The sequence below is a fragment of the Methanobrevibacter sp. genome, assembly GCF_036307625.1.
GTDB lineage: Archaea > Methanobacteriota > Methanobacteria > Methanobacteriales > Methanobacteriaceae > Methanocatella.
Map to the genome: position 1 here is coordinate 1 of NZ_JAXJXF010000064.1, position 17,918 is coordinate 17,918.

Annotated in this window: 9 protein-coding genes; 1 reads left to right on the forward strand and 8 read right to left on the reverse strand. The window is 33.9% G+C overall.

Going from position 1 to position 17,918, the window contains the following annotated elements:
* Together UIB65_RS03790 and alaS are read right to left on the reverse strand one after the other, a co-directional pair.
* Nucleotides 1–8,559: right-handed parallel beta-helix repeat-containing protein (locus tag UIB65_RS03790; protein WP_330039792.1), on the reverse strand; the 8,559-nt coding region annotated here is incomplete at its 3' end.
* 181 nt (nt 8,560–8,740) lie between these two features.
* Nucleotides 8,741–11,446 carry an alanine--tRNA ligase gene (gene alaS, locus UIB65_RS03795; protein WP_330039793.1) on the reverse strand — a complete coding sequence of 902 codons (2,706 nt, stop codon included), beginning with the start codon at nt 11,444–11,446 and terminating at the stop codon, nt 8,741–8,743.
* 170 nt (nt 11,447–11,616) lie between these two features.
* Between alaS and UIB65_RS03800 the strand changes: the two genes are divergently transcribed.
* Nucleotides 11,617–13,986: an Ig-like domain-containing protein gene (locus UIB65_RS03800; RefSeq protein ID WP_330039794.1), complete on the forward strand. Its 2,370-nt coding sequence runs from the start codon at nt 11,617–11,619 to the stop codon at nt 13,984–13,986.
* Nucleotides 13,987–14,155: 169 nt separating this feature from the next.
* On the opposite strand, the gene rpl12p is transcribed toward UIB65_RS03800, so the two are convergent.
* From rpl12p to UIB65_RS03830, 6 genes are all read right to left on the reverse strand, one after another.
* Nucleotides 14,156–14,464, reverse strand: coding sequence for a 50S ribosomal protein P1 (rpl12p, locus tag UIB65_RS03805; RefSeq protein ID WP_330039795.1), 309 nt, complete (start codon nt 14,462–14,464; stop codon nt 14,156–14,158).
* A 62-nt stretch (nt 14,465–14,526) separates the two neighbouring features.
* Nucleotides 14,527–15,537 (reverse strand): 50S ribosomal protein L10, encoded by a 1,011-nt coding sequence (locus tag UIB65_RS03810; protein WP_330039796.1) that lies wholly within the window; start codon nt 15,535–15,537, stop codon nt 14,527–14,529.
* Nucleotides 15,537–16,175 carry a 50S ribosomal protein L1 gene (locus tag UIB65_RS03815; RefSeq protein ID WP_330039797.1) on the reverse strand — a complete coding sequence of 213 codons (639 nt, stop codon included), beginning with the start codon at nt 16,173–16,175 and terminating at the stop codon, nt 15,537–15,539. The genes UIB65_RS03810 and UIB65_RS03815 overlap by 1 nt, the downstream gene beginning before the upstream one ends.
* A gap of 180 nt (nt 16,176–16,355) precedes the next feature.
* Nucleotides 16,356–16,838 (reverse strand): 50S ribosomal protein L11, encoded by a 483-nt coding sequence (locus UIB65_RS03820; protein ID WP_330039798.1) that lies wholly within the window; start codon nt 16,836–16,838, stop codon nt 16,356–16,358.
* Complete coding sequence (locus tag UIB65_RS03825; protein ID WP_296803757.1) at nt 16,838–17,308, reverse strand: transcription elongation factor Spt5; 471 nt, start codon at nt 17,306–17,308, stop codon at nt 16,838–16,840. The genes UIB65_RS03820 and UIB65_RS03825 overlap by 1 nt, the downstream gene beginning before the upstream one ends.
* 268 nt (nt 17,309–17,576) lie before the next feature.
* Nucleotides 17,577–17,756, reverse strand: coding sequence for a protein translocase SEC61 complex subunit gamma (locus UIB65_RS03830; protein WP_330039799.1), 180 nt, complete (start codon nt 17,754–17,756; stop codon nt 17,577–17,579).
* Nucleotides 17,757–17,918 lie beyond the last annotated feature (162 nt).

Genomic DNA, 17,918 nt, shown 5'->3' on the forward strand with positions numbered 1-17,918 from the left:
AACATCAACAATGAACCTACCATCACCTATAACGACAGCATACTCACCATCAACATCAGCAAATACAACAACATTAGATTTTTCACCATAAACAACATCAGAAGAATAAACTAAAACATCATTAACAGCCTTATCCACAATTATTGTAATACTATCACTGGCAGGAGCATAATTAGCATCCCCACTGTAATTAGCATAGATTACATAAGATCCAGCATTCAAACCAGACAATACAAATGACTCATTAACGCCCACAACTTTAATTATTGTTCCATTTGCTAATGTATAGGTTACACTTCCAGTTGCATCACTCGGAAGGCTTTGAGTAATGTTAATCACATCACCATAAACAATTTCAGAAGCATTAACAATAATGTTAACGTTGGTTCCAGTTTGTGTCACTTCGAAAGCAGTTTCATTATCTGCAGAGTTGTAATTATCAGTACCATTAAAGCTTACAGATGCAGTATAGTTACCTACATTCAATATTCCAACATCAAAGCTACCAACACCATCCTTAACAGTGACTGGCGCTTCAAAATTACCAATAACTACTTTGTACTCACCATCAACACTAGCAAATACATTACCACTAACATTAGCAGTATAAACTTTATCTAAAACCTCAACACTCACAGCAACATTCGCTTTAAATACTGTAAATGAATCGTCTATTGTGTAGATATCATAATTGTCATCAGTAAAATTGATTTTGGCAGTATAATCACCTGCATCAAGAGTAATAGTGCCTACTCCTTGGCCATTAACAACATTAACAACCAATTCTTTATCACCTATATTTACAGTGTAGTTACCATCAACATCAGAACCCACATTAACAATGGATAATTCCCCATAAACAGAATCATCAACTGAAACTGTCAGAACAATTGATGCCTTCAGGACCCTGAATGATTTGGAATCACTGCTTGCAGTCACGTTGAATGTTTCAATATTAGTGACATTAACAGTATAATCTCCTGCATCCAAACCAGTAATTAAAACACTGTAATCAGTTTTATTTTCATCATAAACAATATTTCCATTCGCATCAGTTATCTTAACATTTACAACAGTCGGGTTTTCAACTTCAAATCCTATTAAAACATTTTCACCATAAACAACATCTTTTACATCATTTAATGTAATGTTTGAATCATATTTGAAAACAGTGAAATTACTTACAGAATAATTTCCAAACACATTTTCTGTTTCCAAATTAGTCACATTGACAGTATAGTACCCTGCAGGCAAACCGGAAACAGTGACATTGAAAATATTTGCGTTTCCTTCATGATAAACAATATTTCCCAGTGCATCCATAATAACAATATCAATTATTCCAGGGACATAAACATAATATTCAATGAATACATCATCACCAACATAAACAGAAGTAATATTCTCAATATAAACAGTGGAATTGCCTTTAAAAATGGTGAAATTCATTGAAACACTGCAACCTGTTATGTTTTCATCACCAGGATTAATAATCTCAATTGAATAACTGCCAAGAGTTAAATTACCTAACCTATATAGGAAATAACCATAATCATTAGTTAAATTTCCACCGGAAATTTCATTACCGTTACTGTCACGAACAATAACGTAAACATCTGTAAGATTGTCCCCATCAAATTCCACATCGAAATAATAACCCCATGGAAGAGTATCATTGAAGTATATAATATCAATTATTGAATTTGCCTTAGATATGGTGAATGCTTTTGTATAATTGCTTCCAGCAACGTTATCAGTTTTTAAATTGCTTGCAAATAAAACGTATTCACCGGCAGACAAATCAGGCATTGGCAGGTAATCCCCTTCAATGATTTCATTGAAAACTATTTTACCGGTTTTATCTCTAATTTCAACAACAACAGTTGTACGATTATCAACAATAACATCAACCTCTACATCATCACCATAAACATAATCATCCAAACCATCAACAACAATTGAAGAACCGACTTTTAAAACATTGAAGACTTTAGAATCACTGCTGTAACTGGTACTCTCAGATTCTTCAACAGAAAGTGTAATGTTATAACGACCACTGTCAAAATACAAATCAGAAATTGAAGTGTTTGTTGATGTGAAATTATATTTAACATCACCAGTAGCCAAATCGCGAATAACCACATGGACATCTGATGCATTAACAACCTCATATGTTATTAAAACATCATCATAGAAATAATCAGACACATCATCAACTTTAACTGATGATTTAACTTTCAATACATCAAATACCATCGAATCGGAAGAAGTTTCATGATTATTATCACCCACATTGGTTACGGTAAGATTATATGAACCTGCAAGCAAATTAACATAAAGACAATCCGCATGAACGCTCATGTTTACAATAACTTCCCCTGTCTTTAAATCAACGATTTTTGCAGTGACATTAGTCCTATTGGATACAGTAAAGTTTATCTGATAATCATTAAAAGCATAGAGAGAACTGAGCTTATCTACAATAACAACATCAGATCCAATTTTATAAACTTCAAATGTTGCAATAACAGAACTGGATTCATATTCATCATTTCCTACATTGGTGTATGTTAATATGTATACGCCAGCATCCAATGATTCGACATTAATCTCTGTCATATCGCCTGTTTGTCTGAAAATAACCTCACCGGAAGCATCACTAATTTCAATAACTGCACCTGTAAAGTTAGTACACTCCACTTTAACGTTTAAAACTTCGCCACAGGTAATGTTATCCAATGAAACAATATCAACACTGGATGAAAACTTAGAAACATCTAACAAGACACTATCAGAACTATAATCAGAAAGTGAATCAATTACAGAAGCATTAACTTCATGTTCACCACAAGGATAACAATAAACATCCAAAATCCAAACAGTACCCTGTGAACTTTCATTATAGTCAATTGTTGGATTAATATTAAATTCCAAATCATTGACCTTAATAATATTGTCGTTGTCATCATAAACTGTGGCATTTAAAGTCAAATTATCATAGATTAACAAATCATAATACTTTTCACCTGGAATAGCAATTCTGGTTTTTGAAGTTATAGTACCCTCATTATCAATGTATTGAGATTTGCTTAATGTATTTTTGGATAAATATAATTCAGAATCTATTGATACGAAAATCGGATCAACTAAATTAACCTCATCAAACTTAGAGGAGTAAATCTCAGCATTGGAATCAATCAAACTAACACAATATGTTCCCACATCATTACCTTTGAAACTAGTATTGTTAACTGTCAAAGTACTATAAAATGCGTTGATAATATTTGTATTATTTATAAATGTGGAATCTGAAATGAAAACGTCATAAGAAGATTTCAAATCAACAACATTGGAATTATTGAGGAAATAACAACCCACGATTTCCATAGTACCATCAACAACAGAGATTACATCAGCGTTACTGATAAATGAAACATTATCGAAAGCAGCATATCCTCCATCAACTGAAACAGTATTTTTGGAATTAAAGATAGACACATCATATACGGCAACATATTCACCAGTAATATTAAACACACCGGCTTTATTTGAAGCATCAATGACATGTCCGTCACCATCAATCTCAATGTGTGATTTATTAATTAAAATTCCACTCTTAAGTTTCTCATCATAATCGTAATACCTGTAATCATGCTGCAAAACAACTTTGCCATTAGCATTATTGATTAATTTCTGAAGAGCAGTAAATGAATCATCATCACAACTTACATTAAAGTAAAACTCTTCATTGACATTATAACAGGACATTTCCTGATAACCTGGCCCAATACCGTCGCCGATAAACTCTAATTCGGCAACACCATCAATCAGTGTGGCCTCAGAAACATTGATGTCTCCACCAACACAGGACAAGTCAAAAGTGACTGGAATTATGCCAGTGAATGTAGAATTAGTTCCTTTAGTTACATCATACATATTGGTCAAGTTAAGAGTAATGATTGCCTTATCACCAACAAACAAGTCGAATTTGGACACATCCACTGTTAAAAACAACCATTTATTTAATTCAACCTGGTCGCCTTCAACAACAGGAGAGACATCATAATCATCAATTGTATTTCCAAACCAGTTTTCATTCGCAACAAACCAGAATGGACAATAAATTAATGAATCAGTTGAATTTAAAACAATTGAACTTAACAGCTTATCGCCTGAAGCATTGGAATATATAACACTGCCCTTTTCCGCATAACCATTAACCAAAATGAAATTATACAATTCAATGGAATTGGTAGTAAGATTAAATAAACGGGCCTGATTTGCACCGTCAATCACATGACCATTACCATTGACCATCAAACTTTTATTAATCACAATACCGTTCTTAAGATCACTATCAAAGTTAGGGTAATATTTATAAGACCTGTTTAAGACTATACTGTCATGAACACTTGCATTATTGATAATTTCCTGCAATTTTGTAAATGAATCTTCAGGAACAGTAACCACATTAAATGTAACTGTTTTATTAAATGAATAATATTTGAAATCAACACTTCCCACACCCTCATTAACAGGCATGTAAGACGCATTGCATTTGCCGCCAACCAATTCCAGCTTATCCAAAGCTACAGCATTATTGACAGATAAAACATCGAAACAAACATCCGGCAGATTAGTTTCCACATCATAAACCTTCCTGGAGGTACGGTCATAAGCCTTATTCAGACTAACATTAATGACTGCGGATTCATCTATTTTTAAAAGAGTACTGTTGGCATTTACATCCAAAAACAACCATCTATTCAAGTTAACACTTGATTCGACATTAGGTTTAACATTGTAATTTTCATTGGTGTTTCCAAACCAGTTATAATCCGCATAAACACTGTCCTTGTTACCTGATGTGATGTCATAAAGACAGTTATTATCTAGGAAAATTGAATAATGAACATCAGCAACATGAAACTTTGGAGTACCCCTAACACTAATAACACTATAATTTCCCCTATTTGACATAAACAATGATTTATAAATCCTATTTAAATTATCAGAAGTAGCAGAGATAAAAATGGCGGCACCATTTTTAGCAGAATTGTTTACAAATACTCCAGTAACTGAAACATCAGAAGAAATCGAATAAATTGCACCACCTATTTTAGCAGCATTATTCACAAATATTGAGTCAATGACAACATTCTTAGATGTATCGATACTAATTGCGCCTCCACCATCAGCAGTATTATTAATGAATGTAGAATCGATAACAACATTATTGGATTCATATACCCTAATCGCACCTCCATCACCTAAACCTACAATATTAGTGTTATTGACGAAAGTTGAATTAATCAAAACATTATTAGCCATAATCTGGACTGCATAACCGTTACTGTTAATGAAAGTAGTGTTTAAAACTTGAACAGCATTACCGGTGATTCTAGCAATATTTGCCATACCTTTAGCATCTATTGTAAAACCATTGCCGTTCAATATCAATGGTTTACTGAGGGTAACATATTTGAGTTGAGAATCACAAGCAGGCATATACTCATAGTTGCGTCTCAGGTTTAAAACAGAACCTGCATTGTTAATCTGATACTGCAAATCTGAAAAAGAACCCGGCAGGTAATTTTCAACATAAAATGTGAAATTATGGGACAAATGACTTAAAGTCACAACATCCCTTAAAGCAAAGGCATAATTCATCACACCCACACCGGAAACAACATCCACAAATCCGACAACACCACTTACAGAAGAAACATTGAAACCAATATTCAGAGCAGTGTTGTTTTCAAGTTCTTGGGAATTTGCATTGTAAACTTTAAGATAAACATACTTTGTTTCAAATGTTTCACCATTTACAAGGTCTAAAACCATCCAATTATCCAAATCAACATTAACACGAGGTAGGGTATCAAAATCCTGAATAGTATTTCCAAACCAGTTGTAATCATAACTTGCACGTGCAGGATCACCCATCTTAAAATTATGCATATCAGTAAAACTATTATTCAAGAAAATATTATGAACAAAGTTAAAGGATTCACAACGGTACCCCTCCATAAGACAATTAGCATCATCCCCAATAAATTCACAGCGAATTATTGATACATCAGGCCCCCCATAAGAATCAAAGATGAACATAGAAGAATCAGAACTGCAATTATAAAATTTAGAATTTATAATTGAAATTACCCCTGCGGTAATTCTAAGCAGCTCTAAACCATTTCCACAATTGTTGAATGTACAATTCTCGATGAAAAGATTTCCATTGGCTTTATAAATATTTTTGATATTGACAAAATTGATGTTTTTCAAGGTCAAATCCTTAGCAAAGCCCCCTTCGAATAATGAAGCAGTATTTTTTCCATCAATAGTATGACCATTACCGTCAATGACCAACTCCTTATTGAAAAAAATTCCATTGATTAATTTTTTATCGCAAATATCCATATACTCGTAATCTGAGGTTAAATTCAGAACAGAACCTGCATTGTCAATATCCCACTTTAGATTGGATAGGGAACGATTATAAACAGTTAAAGGATTACCATAATTTAAATCGATTTTATGAGACCATCCCTTTGTTGAAATAGTAACAGCAGTATTACCCTCAACTAATGGAACAATAAAATCACTAACCCTATGAAAAGTCATTGTATTTTGATTTGAAACAGTATTGGTGAATTTCAAATCAAACACCAATGGATAATAAGGAGAAAGGCCACCATCACGCACATTTTGTAGCCACATTTCAACAACTGCAGCAAGTGCTGATTTCGTATAATCATACTTAACAGTATAGTAAAGATAATTCCAATCATTTTCAAGGTTCACTTTCTTATTAACATCGGGTTTGGTATCTTTATTGCTGGCTACATTACCCCACCAATTTTTTGAAGCAGAAAAACTGCTTGAAGAGTAAATTGCGTTCTTAGGACTGTTTCCTAAAATAATGGAACCTGTGAGACTACAATAACTGGAATCACAATAAATATCATAACCCTTTTTAGCAGAGTTACCCGTAAAAGCGGATAAATCAATTTTTGTATATCTTGCATTGATATAAACAGCACCACCTTCATCCTTAGCATTATTGTTAGTAAACAAGGAATTTTTTATTGAATTGTATCTTGCTTCAACATAAATGGCTCCACCGTCATCATCAGCGGAATTGGAATCAAAAACACAACCATCAACAACATTATTTTTAGAATCAAAATATATTGCTCCACCTTTGTCATTGGCATGATTTTTAGTAAAGATGCAACCAATAAACTTAAGATTAGGACATGTGGATTCCGAATATGCTGCACCACCATATTTTGATGCCTTATTGCCTGTAAAATTACAATATGAAATAGTTCCTCCATTAATATTTTTAGAGAAAAATATTGCACCACCATATTTACAGTAATGTTCATTGCCAACATATCCATTATTATTGAATGAACACCTAGTTATTTGAATAGAAGTTTTAGGAGTTTCCTGGTTATTAGTCACATATATTGCGCCACCCATGTTATAACGACCAGTCCCAATGTAATTAGAATCAAAAATACAATCCTCAATTCTAGTATTCTCACTGTTAACTGATATTGCACCCCCAATACGGTCAGCATGATTGCCAATGAATGTGCATCCTTTAACTAAAACACCATCAGCTGCCTTAAAAACATAAATGGCACCCCCATGCTTAAAACTCTCCACATTAATGCCTCTTCCAGCACGATTATTAACAAAAACAGAATCTATTATTTTGGCCTGACTCCTCGCTACATATACTGCACCGCCATCTCCTGCAGTACAATTTTCAAAACGACAAGATTTAACAGTAATCGGAGCACTAGAATAAATGGCACCACCCGAACTAGATGCACCAGAAAATATTTGAGAAAAAGTCTCCAATTTAACAACTTTAGTTCTAGGAAAAGCAACACAATTTGTAAAAGTACAATTAATAATATATGATTCATACTTCCCACTTACAACAATTGCACCTCCATTATTCCCATTCTCCGGTTTTGTAAAATTACAATTGGAAATTATAAAAGGACCCGCTGCCTTAGTATTTTTAATAATTCCATTTATTCCATTTATAAAATTAATATTTTTTATTTGCAAGTAGGCTGATGAGGGAGGATGATTTATTTTAAAAGCATATGCATAAACGAAAATAGTATGTCCCCTACCATCAAGTGTAATCGCTTTCGTAAATTCAATAGCATGAGAAGAACCTAGACGTATATTGTAATCCTTATCCAAGGTTACTGTTGAGCCCGGTTTAGCATCATTAATTAACTTCGCCAATTCATCAGAAGTTCCCATTTTTGAATCGGATAACTGATCATCATTACTTACATTTAAAACTTCTTCCCCACCGGAAAATCCGAGTTTCGAATCATCTTCTTGAGAAGAAGTATAATTATCATCTATTGAAGAATCATCATTGACAGTGTTTAAAACATCCACCTGAAAATCAGATTCCTCCAAACTTAATCCATCATTTTCCAAATTTGTAGCATTGCCTAGTTCATTTGCACTGACAAACGATACTGAACATATCAATACCAGAACGGCAATGACAAACATGATTTTATAATTCTTAATAAGTTTTACCCCCATTAAATATAATATGAAATGTATTTTTATGAAAGAAAGTATATATAAATTATGTTAAAAAACAATATTTTCAAAAAAAAAATAATAAAAATGAAGAAAAATACATCAGAGTAGTATTTCGTTTGATTAAAAAAAAAGAAGGATAAAATAATTATCCTTTTATTAAATCAACAGCAGTTTGGATAGCTTCATCCATTTTATCTGCGTTTTTACCTGCACCTTGTGCTAAAGTTAAGCGACCACCGCCGCCACCACCTAAAACACCTGCGGCAGTTTTTATAATTTCATTGATTTTTATATCATTGTCAATTGCATTCTGGGAAGCTGCACCAACGATTTTACCGTCACTGTTTCCCATAATAACTACATCCGCCTTTCCATTATCGGTAAAGTCAGTAGCTATTTTTTGAAGTTCCTTAATGTCTGTTTCCATTTTCTCGGAAATTACCTTCAAGCCATTGATTTCAACAAAGTCATCAGCAAGAGAATTCATTTTAAGTGATGCGATTTCTGATTTCAAACGATCAATCTCATTTTTCTGTGATTTCCATTCACTGAAGAACCTGTCACAAGTTTTTGGCAATTGGTCGTTTTCAACTTTGAAAATAGCTGAACTTTCCCTTAGCAATTCATTATCATGTTGCATTGAATCGATTGCAGCAAGACCCGCTGAGAAATCAATCCTTTCAACACCATCCTGAACCCTTTCGGTTTTGTTGATTTTGATTGGTCCGACTACACCAGTTCTTAAGACATGTGTACCTGCACAGGCCTGTACATCAACGCCAGGGACTTTAACTACACGAATCATTTTGCCCGGAACGATACCTCCTTGGTAAAGCACAAAGCCGTACAGCTCCTGCGCCTCATCACGAGTATGGAACTGGATGTCCAAGTCAATGTTGTCCATCACATATTCGTTGGCAAGCTTTTCAATTTCATTCAGCTCTTCCTGTGTGATACGCTTGTAGTGTGACAGGTCAATACGTGCCCTTGTAAGGCCGTTTTGTGATCCTGCCTGCCATATGTGCTGACCCAATACTTTTCTTGCAGCCGCAATCACCAGGTGAGTTCCTGTGTGGTGGCGTGCAAGAGTTATTCTTCTTGTCCAGTCAAGTTTTCCTGTAACTTTTTTGCCAACAACATCATCAGAAATGTCGTCATCTATATGATGCAATACAACATTATCAATCTTTTCAGCATGCTTCATGTTAATGTCATTTCCATCGATGGAAACGATACCCATGTCTGAAGGTTGACCCCCTCCTTCAGGGTAAAATACTGTTTTATCGAAGATTAAACATTTGTCTCCATCTTTTTCAACTACGCCCAAAACTTCCGCTTCAAATTCTTTTTGGTAGAAATCTTTATAGAACAATAAATCAGTTTCAGGGAAGTCTACTTCAAATGTGGATTTTTTATTAGAGGTGTCCTTTTCGTGAGCTCCTGCAACTTGAGTGAAGAAGTTATCCGGAACATTGACGGTGAAATCATTGCCGGCCATTTCAACAACAGTTTCAGGAGGTATTCCATGAGCATCATATAAATCTATTAACATTTCAAGAGGCATTTCAGATTTGCCTTCTTTTTTAAGTCTTTTGATTGACCTTTTAACGATGCTTTTTCCTTTTTTGACTGTTGAGGCATAACGCTCTTCTTCCAAGGTAATGATATTCATGATATGACCTTCTGAGTCACGAATTTCAGGGTAAAATTTAGATAGGAAATCCAGTTGAATAGCCATTACATCAGCCAAAGATTCCTTCATGTTCAAATCCTTCATGAATCTGATTGTTCTTCTTAACACCAGACGTGCAAGATAACCTTCCTTAACATTGGAAGGGATAATGCCATCGGCAATCATGAAAGCCAAACATCTTGTGTGGTCAGCAATGATATAAATTGCTTCCATCGGTTCGGCCGCTTTTAAATAATCCTCCAAAGAGAGATTTAAGCTATCTGCAACCTGTTGTCTGAGTTCTTTCAAGTCCCCAATGTCTTCAATATCCATCATTCCTGCAATCTGGGCGTTTCTTCCCTGGATATCCTCATTGATTTCAACACCAGTCAATTCTTTCAGTTTATCAACGACAGGTGCGAAACATGCATCATATGCAGTTGGAGTTCCCTGTGAAATCCAGGCTATACGTTCAAGGCCGTAACCGGTATCAACAACTTTAATTGGAATTTCCTTTTTGTCTCCGTTTTCAAGGGTTTCGTATTGGATGAATACCAATGTTGCAAGTTCCACTCCTCTGCAGCAGACTTCATAACATGGTCCTTCGTTACCTCCACCACTCCACCAGGATTTGATGAATGTAATCTCTTCAGTGTTGATGCCAATGTGTTCAAAGAACTTATGACACAATTCAATTGTACGGTCCTCCCAATAAATGAAATCATCTTCCTTGTTGATTACAGTGTGGGTTCCCATTGTAAAGCAAGTCATGTGACGGCCGGTTCTTCCGACATTGTCAACGTCGTTTAGCCTGATTGAAGGCTGAGCCATTTCAATTGGGTTTGCAGGAGGCTTTACAAGACCTGAAGTAATCCAAGGCTGGAAACAGAATATGGATGCACCAACCAGGAATACGTCATCCCTCCACCTTTTGGCAAGAACAGGGTATCTGTGGACATGTGTGTGCCCTTCACTTTCTAAAAATTCTCTAAAAACTTTCTGGATTTCATATAAGTTGTACGAATTCTCGGTTGCAGGATTGTTAATGAATTCATACTCGTCACACGGAGCGTCCCCACAGGTGTCCCTGTCGACCTGGGAGTAAAACTCCTGTCCGCAAGTTTTGCAAGTTTGTTTTTTATAACCAAGTTTATCAAAAATTTCTACCATAAAAATCATTTAAATTGTTTATTAGTATATAATATATCTTTTATATGATAAATAAATTTTTGAAAAAATGGATTTTTTAGGAATTATGAAAAAAATTAAATTTAAATGTTTGAATCGCTTTTCAAGCAAAAAAAAGTATATTCATACACGACACATACTAATAACATGAGGCGATTAAAATGAAGTTAAAACATACTTTAATTGTACTTATGTTATTGCTTGCAATACTGACAATTGCATCGGCCAGTGCAACAGAAGACAATAACATAACCCAAGATGAAAACGAAGCGTTAGGAGAACAGATTTCATCTGATAAAATCATGATGGAATACAACCTAACACAAGATGAAAACGAACCATTAATGAAACCGGATTCTGCTGAGGAAAACACAATTGGAAGCTGGGGTAATTCAAATTATCACGATTATTATGATGATGACTATTATGCCGGTAGGGACATGGGAATTCATTTATTATCAAAAGGAATAGTTGCAAAAGGAAATCCCGTCACTTTTGAAATTTCCTACAAGTTAAAAGGATCTTTTGAGGCTCAAATTGATGGTAAAAATGTAGAATGTTATTATGAATATCAACCAGAGGATTATGTGGAATTATATGTTGATACAACAGGAATAGATTTGGGAGAGCATAATCTCACATTAAAATGCACAAACAGCGAATATGAAAACTTAAGTGGAAATTACACCATTTATATTGAAAATGTTGTTGTGAACGTTCCAGAAAAAGTTATTTTAAATTACTGCTCTTCAGCTGCAGTAACATTACCGAAAGATGCAACAGGAACAATAACAATAAAAATTAACGGAAAAACTGTTTGCAACAGTCAGGACACTTTTGCCTATGTCTCTTTAAATGATGAACTTAAGGCACCTGTAAAAAATAATACATATACAATGAGTGTTTCATATTCCGGAGATGAAAAGTATCCGGAATATTATAAAGAATTTAATCTAACAGTAGATTACAATCTTTGTATAAATGAAACTTTCATCTATGGAGATTATATATACAAATCATATGAATATAGCATTTTTGGTTGTGACATGCTTGATAAGAATAAATTCATTGTAACAATAGATGGTATTGACTACACAAGGAATATTGAAGAGCTCGCATATTATTACATAAAGTTACCTGAAGATTTTGCTATTGGAAAACATAGGGTCGTTGTAACATATCTGGGAGATAAAAATTATTATGCAAAAACTGAAACAGCAACAATAGAGATTGCTCCAAAAATTTATATAAGCCCAGTATATGAGTGGTTTTATGGAAAAGATAACTACATTTCCCTAACATTACCAAAAAATGCAAAAGGAAACTTAACAGTTTATGTTGATGGAACAAAATGCAAATCAGTGAAACTTAAAAACGGCAAGGCAACCCTTTCAATGAGATATGCAAAACCGGGCACACACAACATCACTGCCGCATATGACGGCACTGACTATAATGTTGAAATCCAGAGCGTTATTAAAGATATTATGATAGATTATCTGAAAAACTGTGAATTCAATGTAAATCAGAATGCTCATGTTTTTTTATATAAGGCAAAAACAATAAAGGACAACATCCTAGTTAATTTCAACGGTAAAAATTACACAGGAAAACCTGACGGCGATAATCTGGATGTTAAACTGCCTAAAATATCTGAAGTCGGACGTTACTCATTTGACGTATTATATGTAAAAAATAACAAAGTTTTATATAAGGAAACAGGTTATTTTAATGTTAATCCAATATATAAAGTACCCGCCACAATCAACAAAGGCACAGGATTAATCACCATAATATCCTCTAAAGAAGACGCAAACATAACCGTCACAATAGAAGACTACTCATACTACGACAGTGAAGAAATCAAATTTGAAACAAGACTGGTTAATGGAACTGCAACAGTTTCTTTGGCTAAATTAAAACAGGGAGAGTATTATATTACAATAAACTATGTTTCAGAATCATGTGAAAATTATGAAGTCTATAAATTGAAGGTAGTAACCAATAAACTAATAGCCAAAGACTTAACAAAATACTATGGAACCTCAAATGCATTTAACGTGAAAGTAACAGACTTGAAAGGAAATCCCATCAATGGCAAATATGTAAAATTCTACATAAACAACAGATACATAAAACAGGTAAAAACCAATAAAAAAGGATACGCAACCCTAAACATAAATCCTTCACCAGGAAAATACAAAATAACAGCCACATACAGCAATGCAGAAATCACAAGAAATTTAGTTATAAAACACGTTTTAAGTCTTGGAAAAGTAACTGTTAAAAAATCCGCAAAACAAATAGTGCTGAAAGCCTATCTTAAACAAGGGAAAAAAGCATTAGCCAATAAAATGGTCACATTCAAATTCAATGGCAAAAACTACAAAGTAAAAACAAATAAAAACGGAATTGCCAAACTAACCATCAGCAAAACAATTTTAAAAAATCTTAAAGTTGGAAAAACAGTTATCTACCAAGCAACATACCTCAAGGACACCATTAAAAGATATGCAACCGTAATAAGATAGAGAAAGCAACTCTATTTTATTTTTTTATTTTTTAGATATACTATTTTTAAATGAAATTACTAATCAAAAAAAAGCTTGAAACAGGATTAAATTAAAAAAAATGCATTAACTACAATAACTACGTAAAAAAAGTAAATAAAAAAAAAGAAAGGTGATAGATTTAAAAAATCTATCCGAAGAGAGCACCTAATCCAGCTGCTGCTTCTTCTTCAGAAGCTTCTTCTTCTTCCTCGTCTTCTTCCTCTTCTTCTTCAGCTGCTTCAGCTGCTGCAGGAGCTGCAGCTGCAGGAGCTGCTGCTGCAACAGCTGCGGTTTCGATAGCTTCTTCGATGTCAACATCTTCTAAAGCTGCGATTAATGCTTTAACTCTAGCATCATCAGCATCGATACCTGCTGCTTCAATAATACTTTTAACATTTTCTTCGTTAATATCTTTTTCTGCACTGTGCAAAATCATTGCCGCATATATATATTCCATGTTATCACCATTAGTTTTTTAAAGTGTTAGTTATTAAATAATAAAAATTTTAATTAATTAATTTAACCGAAGAGAGCTCCTAACCCAGCTGCTGCTTCTTCTTCACTATCCTCTTCTTCTTCCTCTTCTTCCTCTTCTTCAACAACTTCTTCTTCCACTACTGGAGCAGCTGCTACAGCAGCATTGGAAATTTTTTGTGCTAATTCGTCGTCAATTGCGCCTTCAACATCAGCAATTGCAGAAGCAATAGCTAACATTCTAGCATTTACAAGACCGAGAATTGGTTCTGAAGTTTTGGAAGTCAATATAGCTCCTTCTACACCAACGCTGACAGCTCTGGTATGTGCGAGAGATAATATTGCGGAAATAGTTTTTGTAGTAGGTATAGCTGCATTAACAGACAAGTTGAATGCACCTGAAAATGCTTTTTGTAAATCTGCTAATGTTTGTTCTTCGTCGATTGCAAGTACGTCTGAAGTATAGATTGATCCTTCTTCATATACTGCTTTTAAGTCAATTCCCACTTCCATTGGATTAATATCCATTCTTGCTAAGGTAGCTGCTACTTGTTTAGATACTTCTTCACCTGCTGCAACAACAACAGTTTCTTTTTGTACGCAGATTTTACCTTTGTCAATTTTTGCAGGAATACCAACTTGTTGTAATTCACCTAAGAATGGACCTGGTTCAAATCCTGTGTCTCCTTCAGGCACAACAATATCATCAGATGCAATAGATCCTGGTTTTGCAGGAGCTGAGGTTTTGCTGTCTTCTAATATTTTGTATAATCTGAAAGGATTCATTTCAGTTGCAATAAGTGCAACTTGACCATCCATATGTCCAGATAAATCAACAATGTTGTTTTTATCAGCATTACAATCTTCAAGAGCTAAGTCAATAAGATTCTTTTTAGACATTCTGATAACAGCTTTACCGTTAAGAGATTTTCTCATTTCCTGGAGCTGTTTTGCAGGAATGTTTAATAAGTCGACAATACCGATTACATCATATTCGTTAATGATTCCAGCAAGCTCTTTAACTTCTTCCTTTTTCCATTCAGCAACATGAGCCATTAGATCACCCTCACTACTGGTCCCATAGTTGTTTTTATAAACATGGACTTGATTTGACTTCTTCCTTTTTCTAAATTGCGGTCTAAGACTGTAAGAACAGTTTCAATATTTTCTGCTATGTCTTCGTCTGACATGTCTTGGCTTCCAACAACAATTTGAATACTTGGTTGTTGTTTTACACCAACTTTAACAGTACTTTGTAATCTTTCTAAAAGAGGGTCAAGTTTGATACTTGCAGGCACTGGTTTTGGCATTTTTCCACGAGGACCAAGAACTGGACCAAGGAATCTACCAACGAGTGGCATCATATCAGCTTGAGCAATGAAGAAATCAACAGTGTTTGCTGCTTTTTTAGCAGATTTTCTGTCTTTTCCAAACTCTTCTAAATCAGCTTTGTTGATTACAAGATCGAGACCAGCATTTTTAGCTTGAACAATGAGTTCCCCATCAGCTATGACTCCGATTTTTACCTCTTTGCCACGGCCGTTAGGAAGAGTAACTTCCTCATTAAACCTATTTTCTGGCTTTCTGACATCTAAGTCACGAAGATTAATAATTATATCTACGGACTCAGTGAAGTTTCTCGGCTTTGATTGTTCTTTAGCCTCCTTCACCGCGTTAACTACATCTTGTGTCATATTCATCCCCCATGAACATTATTGTTCATTGGATTTTCATTTGGTTTCATGAGTATCGATTACTAAGAAAAAAATTCTATAAACGATTGCATGAATTAAAAACAGTATATCAATTATAACCGTAATTATAACATCATATACACTGTATTATTAACTTAATTTTAAATTGAATGATTATATCTATTCTAATAAGATATCATCATATTTTCCAGCATCTACATCTTTTTGTGCTTCTCTTGGGTCTTTACCATCAACAGATAATCCCATACTTACACAGGTTCCCATAACTTCTTTTACACCTGCTTTGTAATCGTTAGAAAGTAATGAATCAAATTTCATTCTAGCAATTTTTAAAGCGGTTTCAATTGGTAAGTCATTCACAATATCTAAACCTGGTTCATGAGAAGCTTTTTCGATGCCTAATTCTTCCATGATAAGAGCAGTTGTTGGTGGAGTACCAATTTCAATATCAAATTCTTTGGTATCTCTGTCGATGATAACTTTAACAGGTACTTTCATTCCTGCAAAGTCAGCACTTTTTTTATTAATTTCTTCAACTACTTGCATCATGTTAATACCGAAAGGTCCTAAAGCAGGTCCTAATGGTGGTCCTGGAGTTGCAGTTCCACCTTCGATAAGAACTTCGACTGTATCTTTAGCCATCAGTCAGCCTCCTTTTGTATTATTCTAATTTGATCAGCTTTAACAGTAACCGGAATAGGCACTGCTGCTTCTATTAACTCTAGAACGACTTCTTCACGTGATTCATCAATACGAACCACTTTCGCTCTTTCCCCTTTAAACGGTCCAGAAATAAGCTCAACAATACTTCCTTTTTGAATAGAGGAAATAATTGGCTCTGGTTTTAAGAATCTTTTTACTTCTTCAAAAGTAATGCCCACATTACCTTCAACGACCCCTCTTAAATGTTGTACTTTTAAGTCAGGATTTCTGAGATCTATTTTTGTTGAAGATTCAACTAAAATATACCCCTTTAAAGATTCCGGAACAAGAATTGAAGAAATGCCTATGCCATCTATGGTTCTAGCTTTACGGGCAAGCAACCTGGCAACATTCCTTTCTTGACCTGCAGAGGTTTTAAGAGCATATATGGAACTATTAGTATCTTCCATGAAAAATTCACCTATTTCTATATTTACTGGTTAATAAAATCATACATTAAGTTAAAAGTTATTTGAAGCCTGCAAAATTAATTGCAGATTCTTAGGTAATTCACAAAAATGCGAAAATTGACTAAGCTATCCCCCGTCTTCCCTAGGTTCTAATAATATCATATAATTGATTATAGACCTTACTCAAATAAAATCTAAATCAAAAAGATACAAAATTATTACAAAATTCTATTATAATATCTTGGATTAAAAGAAATGATTAACGGTTTTATAAACCGATTAATGCACCGAGTAACATTATAACAAAACCTATTACACCAATAATAACAACACCAATTGATGTAACTTTAGCAAGTTCTCTGTATTCTTGCCCATCAGGTTTTCTTGATACTTTCAATACTCTTTTACTGTCTTTAACAAATTTATTAACACGTTCTTGTACATTCATTTTAAATACCCAAAATTAAAAAAACTATGGAATCATAGTTTAATGAATTATAATAAAATAATAGTAATAAAATAATTTATAATTTAAACATTAATAAATGTTTGCATTTTTCAAAAAAAATAATAAGATAGAATTAGAAAATTCCATCAATAAAATCATCTA

What these genes read in the sequence shown, in the direction of transcription:
- alaS (WP_330039793.1), bottom strand. Translation starts at nt 11,446, where the DNA reads ATGATTTTTATGGTAGAAATTTTTGATAAACTTGGTTATAAAAAACAA.
- UIB65_RS03800 (WP_330039794.1), top strand. Translation starts at nt 11,617, where the DNA reads ATGAAGTTAAAACATACTTTAATTGTACTTATGTTATTGCTTGCAATA.
- rpl12p (WP_330039795.1), bottom strand. Translation starts at nt 14,464, where the DNA reads ATGGAATATATATATGCGGCAATGATTTTGCACAGTGCAGAAAAAGAT.
- UIB65_RS03810 (WP_330039796.1), bottom strand. Translation starts at nt 15,537, where the DNA reads ATGGCTCATGTTGCTGAATGGAAAAAGGAAGAAGTTAAAGAGCTTGCT.
- UIB65_RS03815 (WP_330039797.1), bottom strand. Translation starts at nt 16,175, where the DNA reads ATGACACAAGATGTAGTTAACGCGGTGAAGGAGGCTAAAGAACAATCA.
- UIB65_RS03820 (WP_330039798.1), bottom strand. Translation starts at nt 16,838, where the DNA reads ATGGCTAAAGATACAGTCGAAGTTCTTATCGAAGGTGGAACTGCAACT.
- UIB65_RS03825 (WP_296803757.1), bottom strand. Translation starts at nt 17,308, where the DNA reads ATGGAAGATACTAATAGTTCCATATATGCTCTTAAAACCTCTGCAGGT.
- UIB65_RS03830 (WP_330039799.1), bottom strand. Translation starts at nt 17,756, where the DNA reads ATGAATGTACAAGAACGTGTTAATAAATTTGTTAAAGACAGTAAAAGA.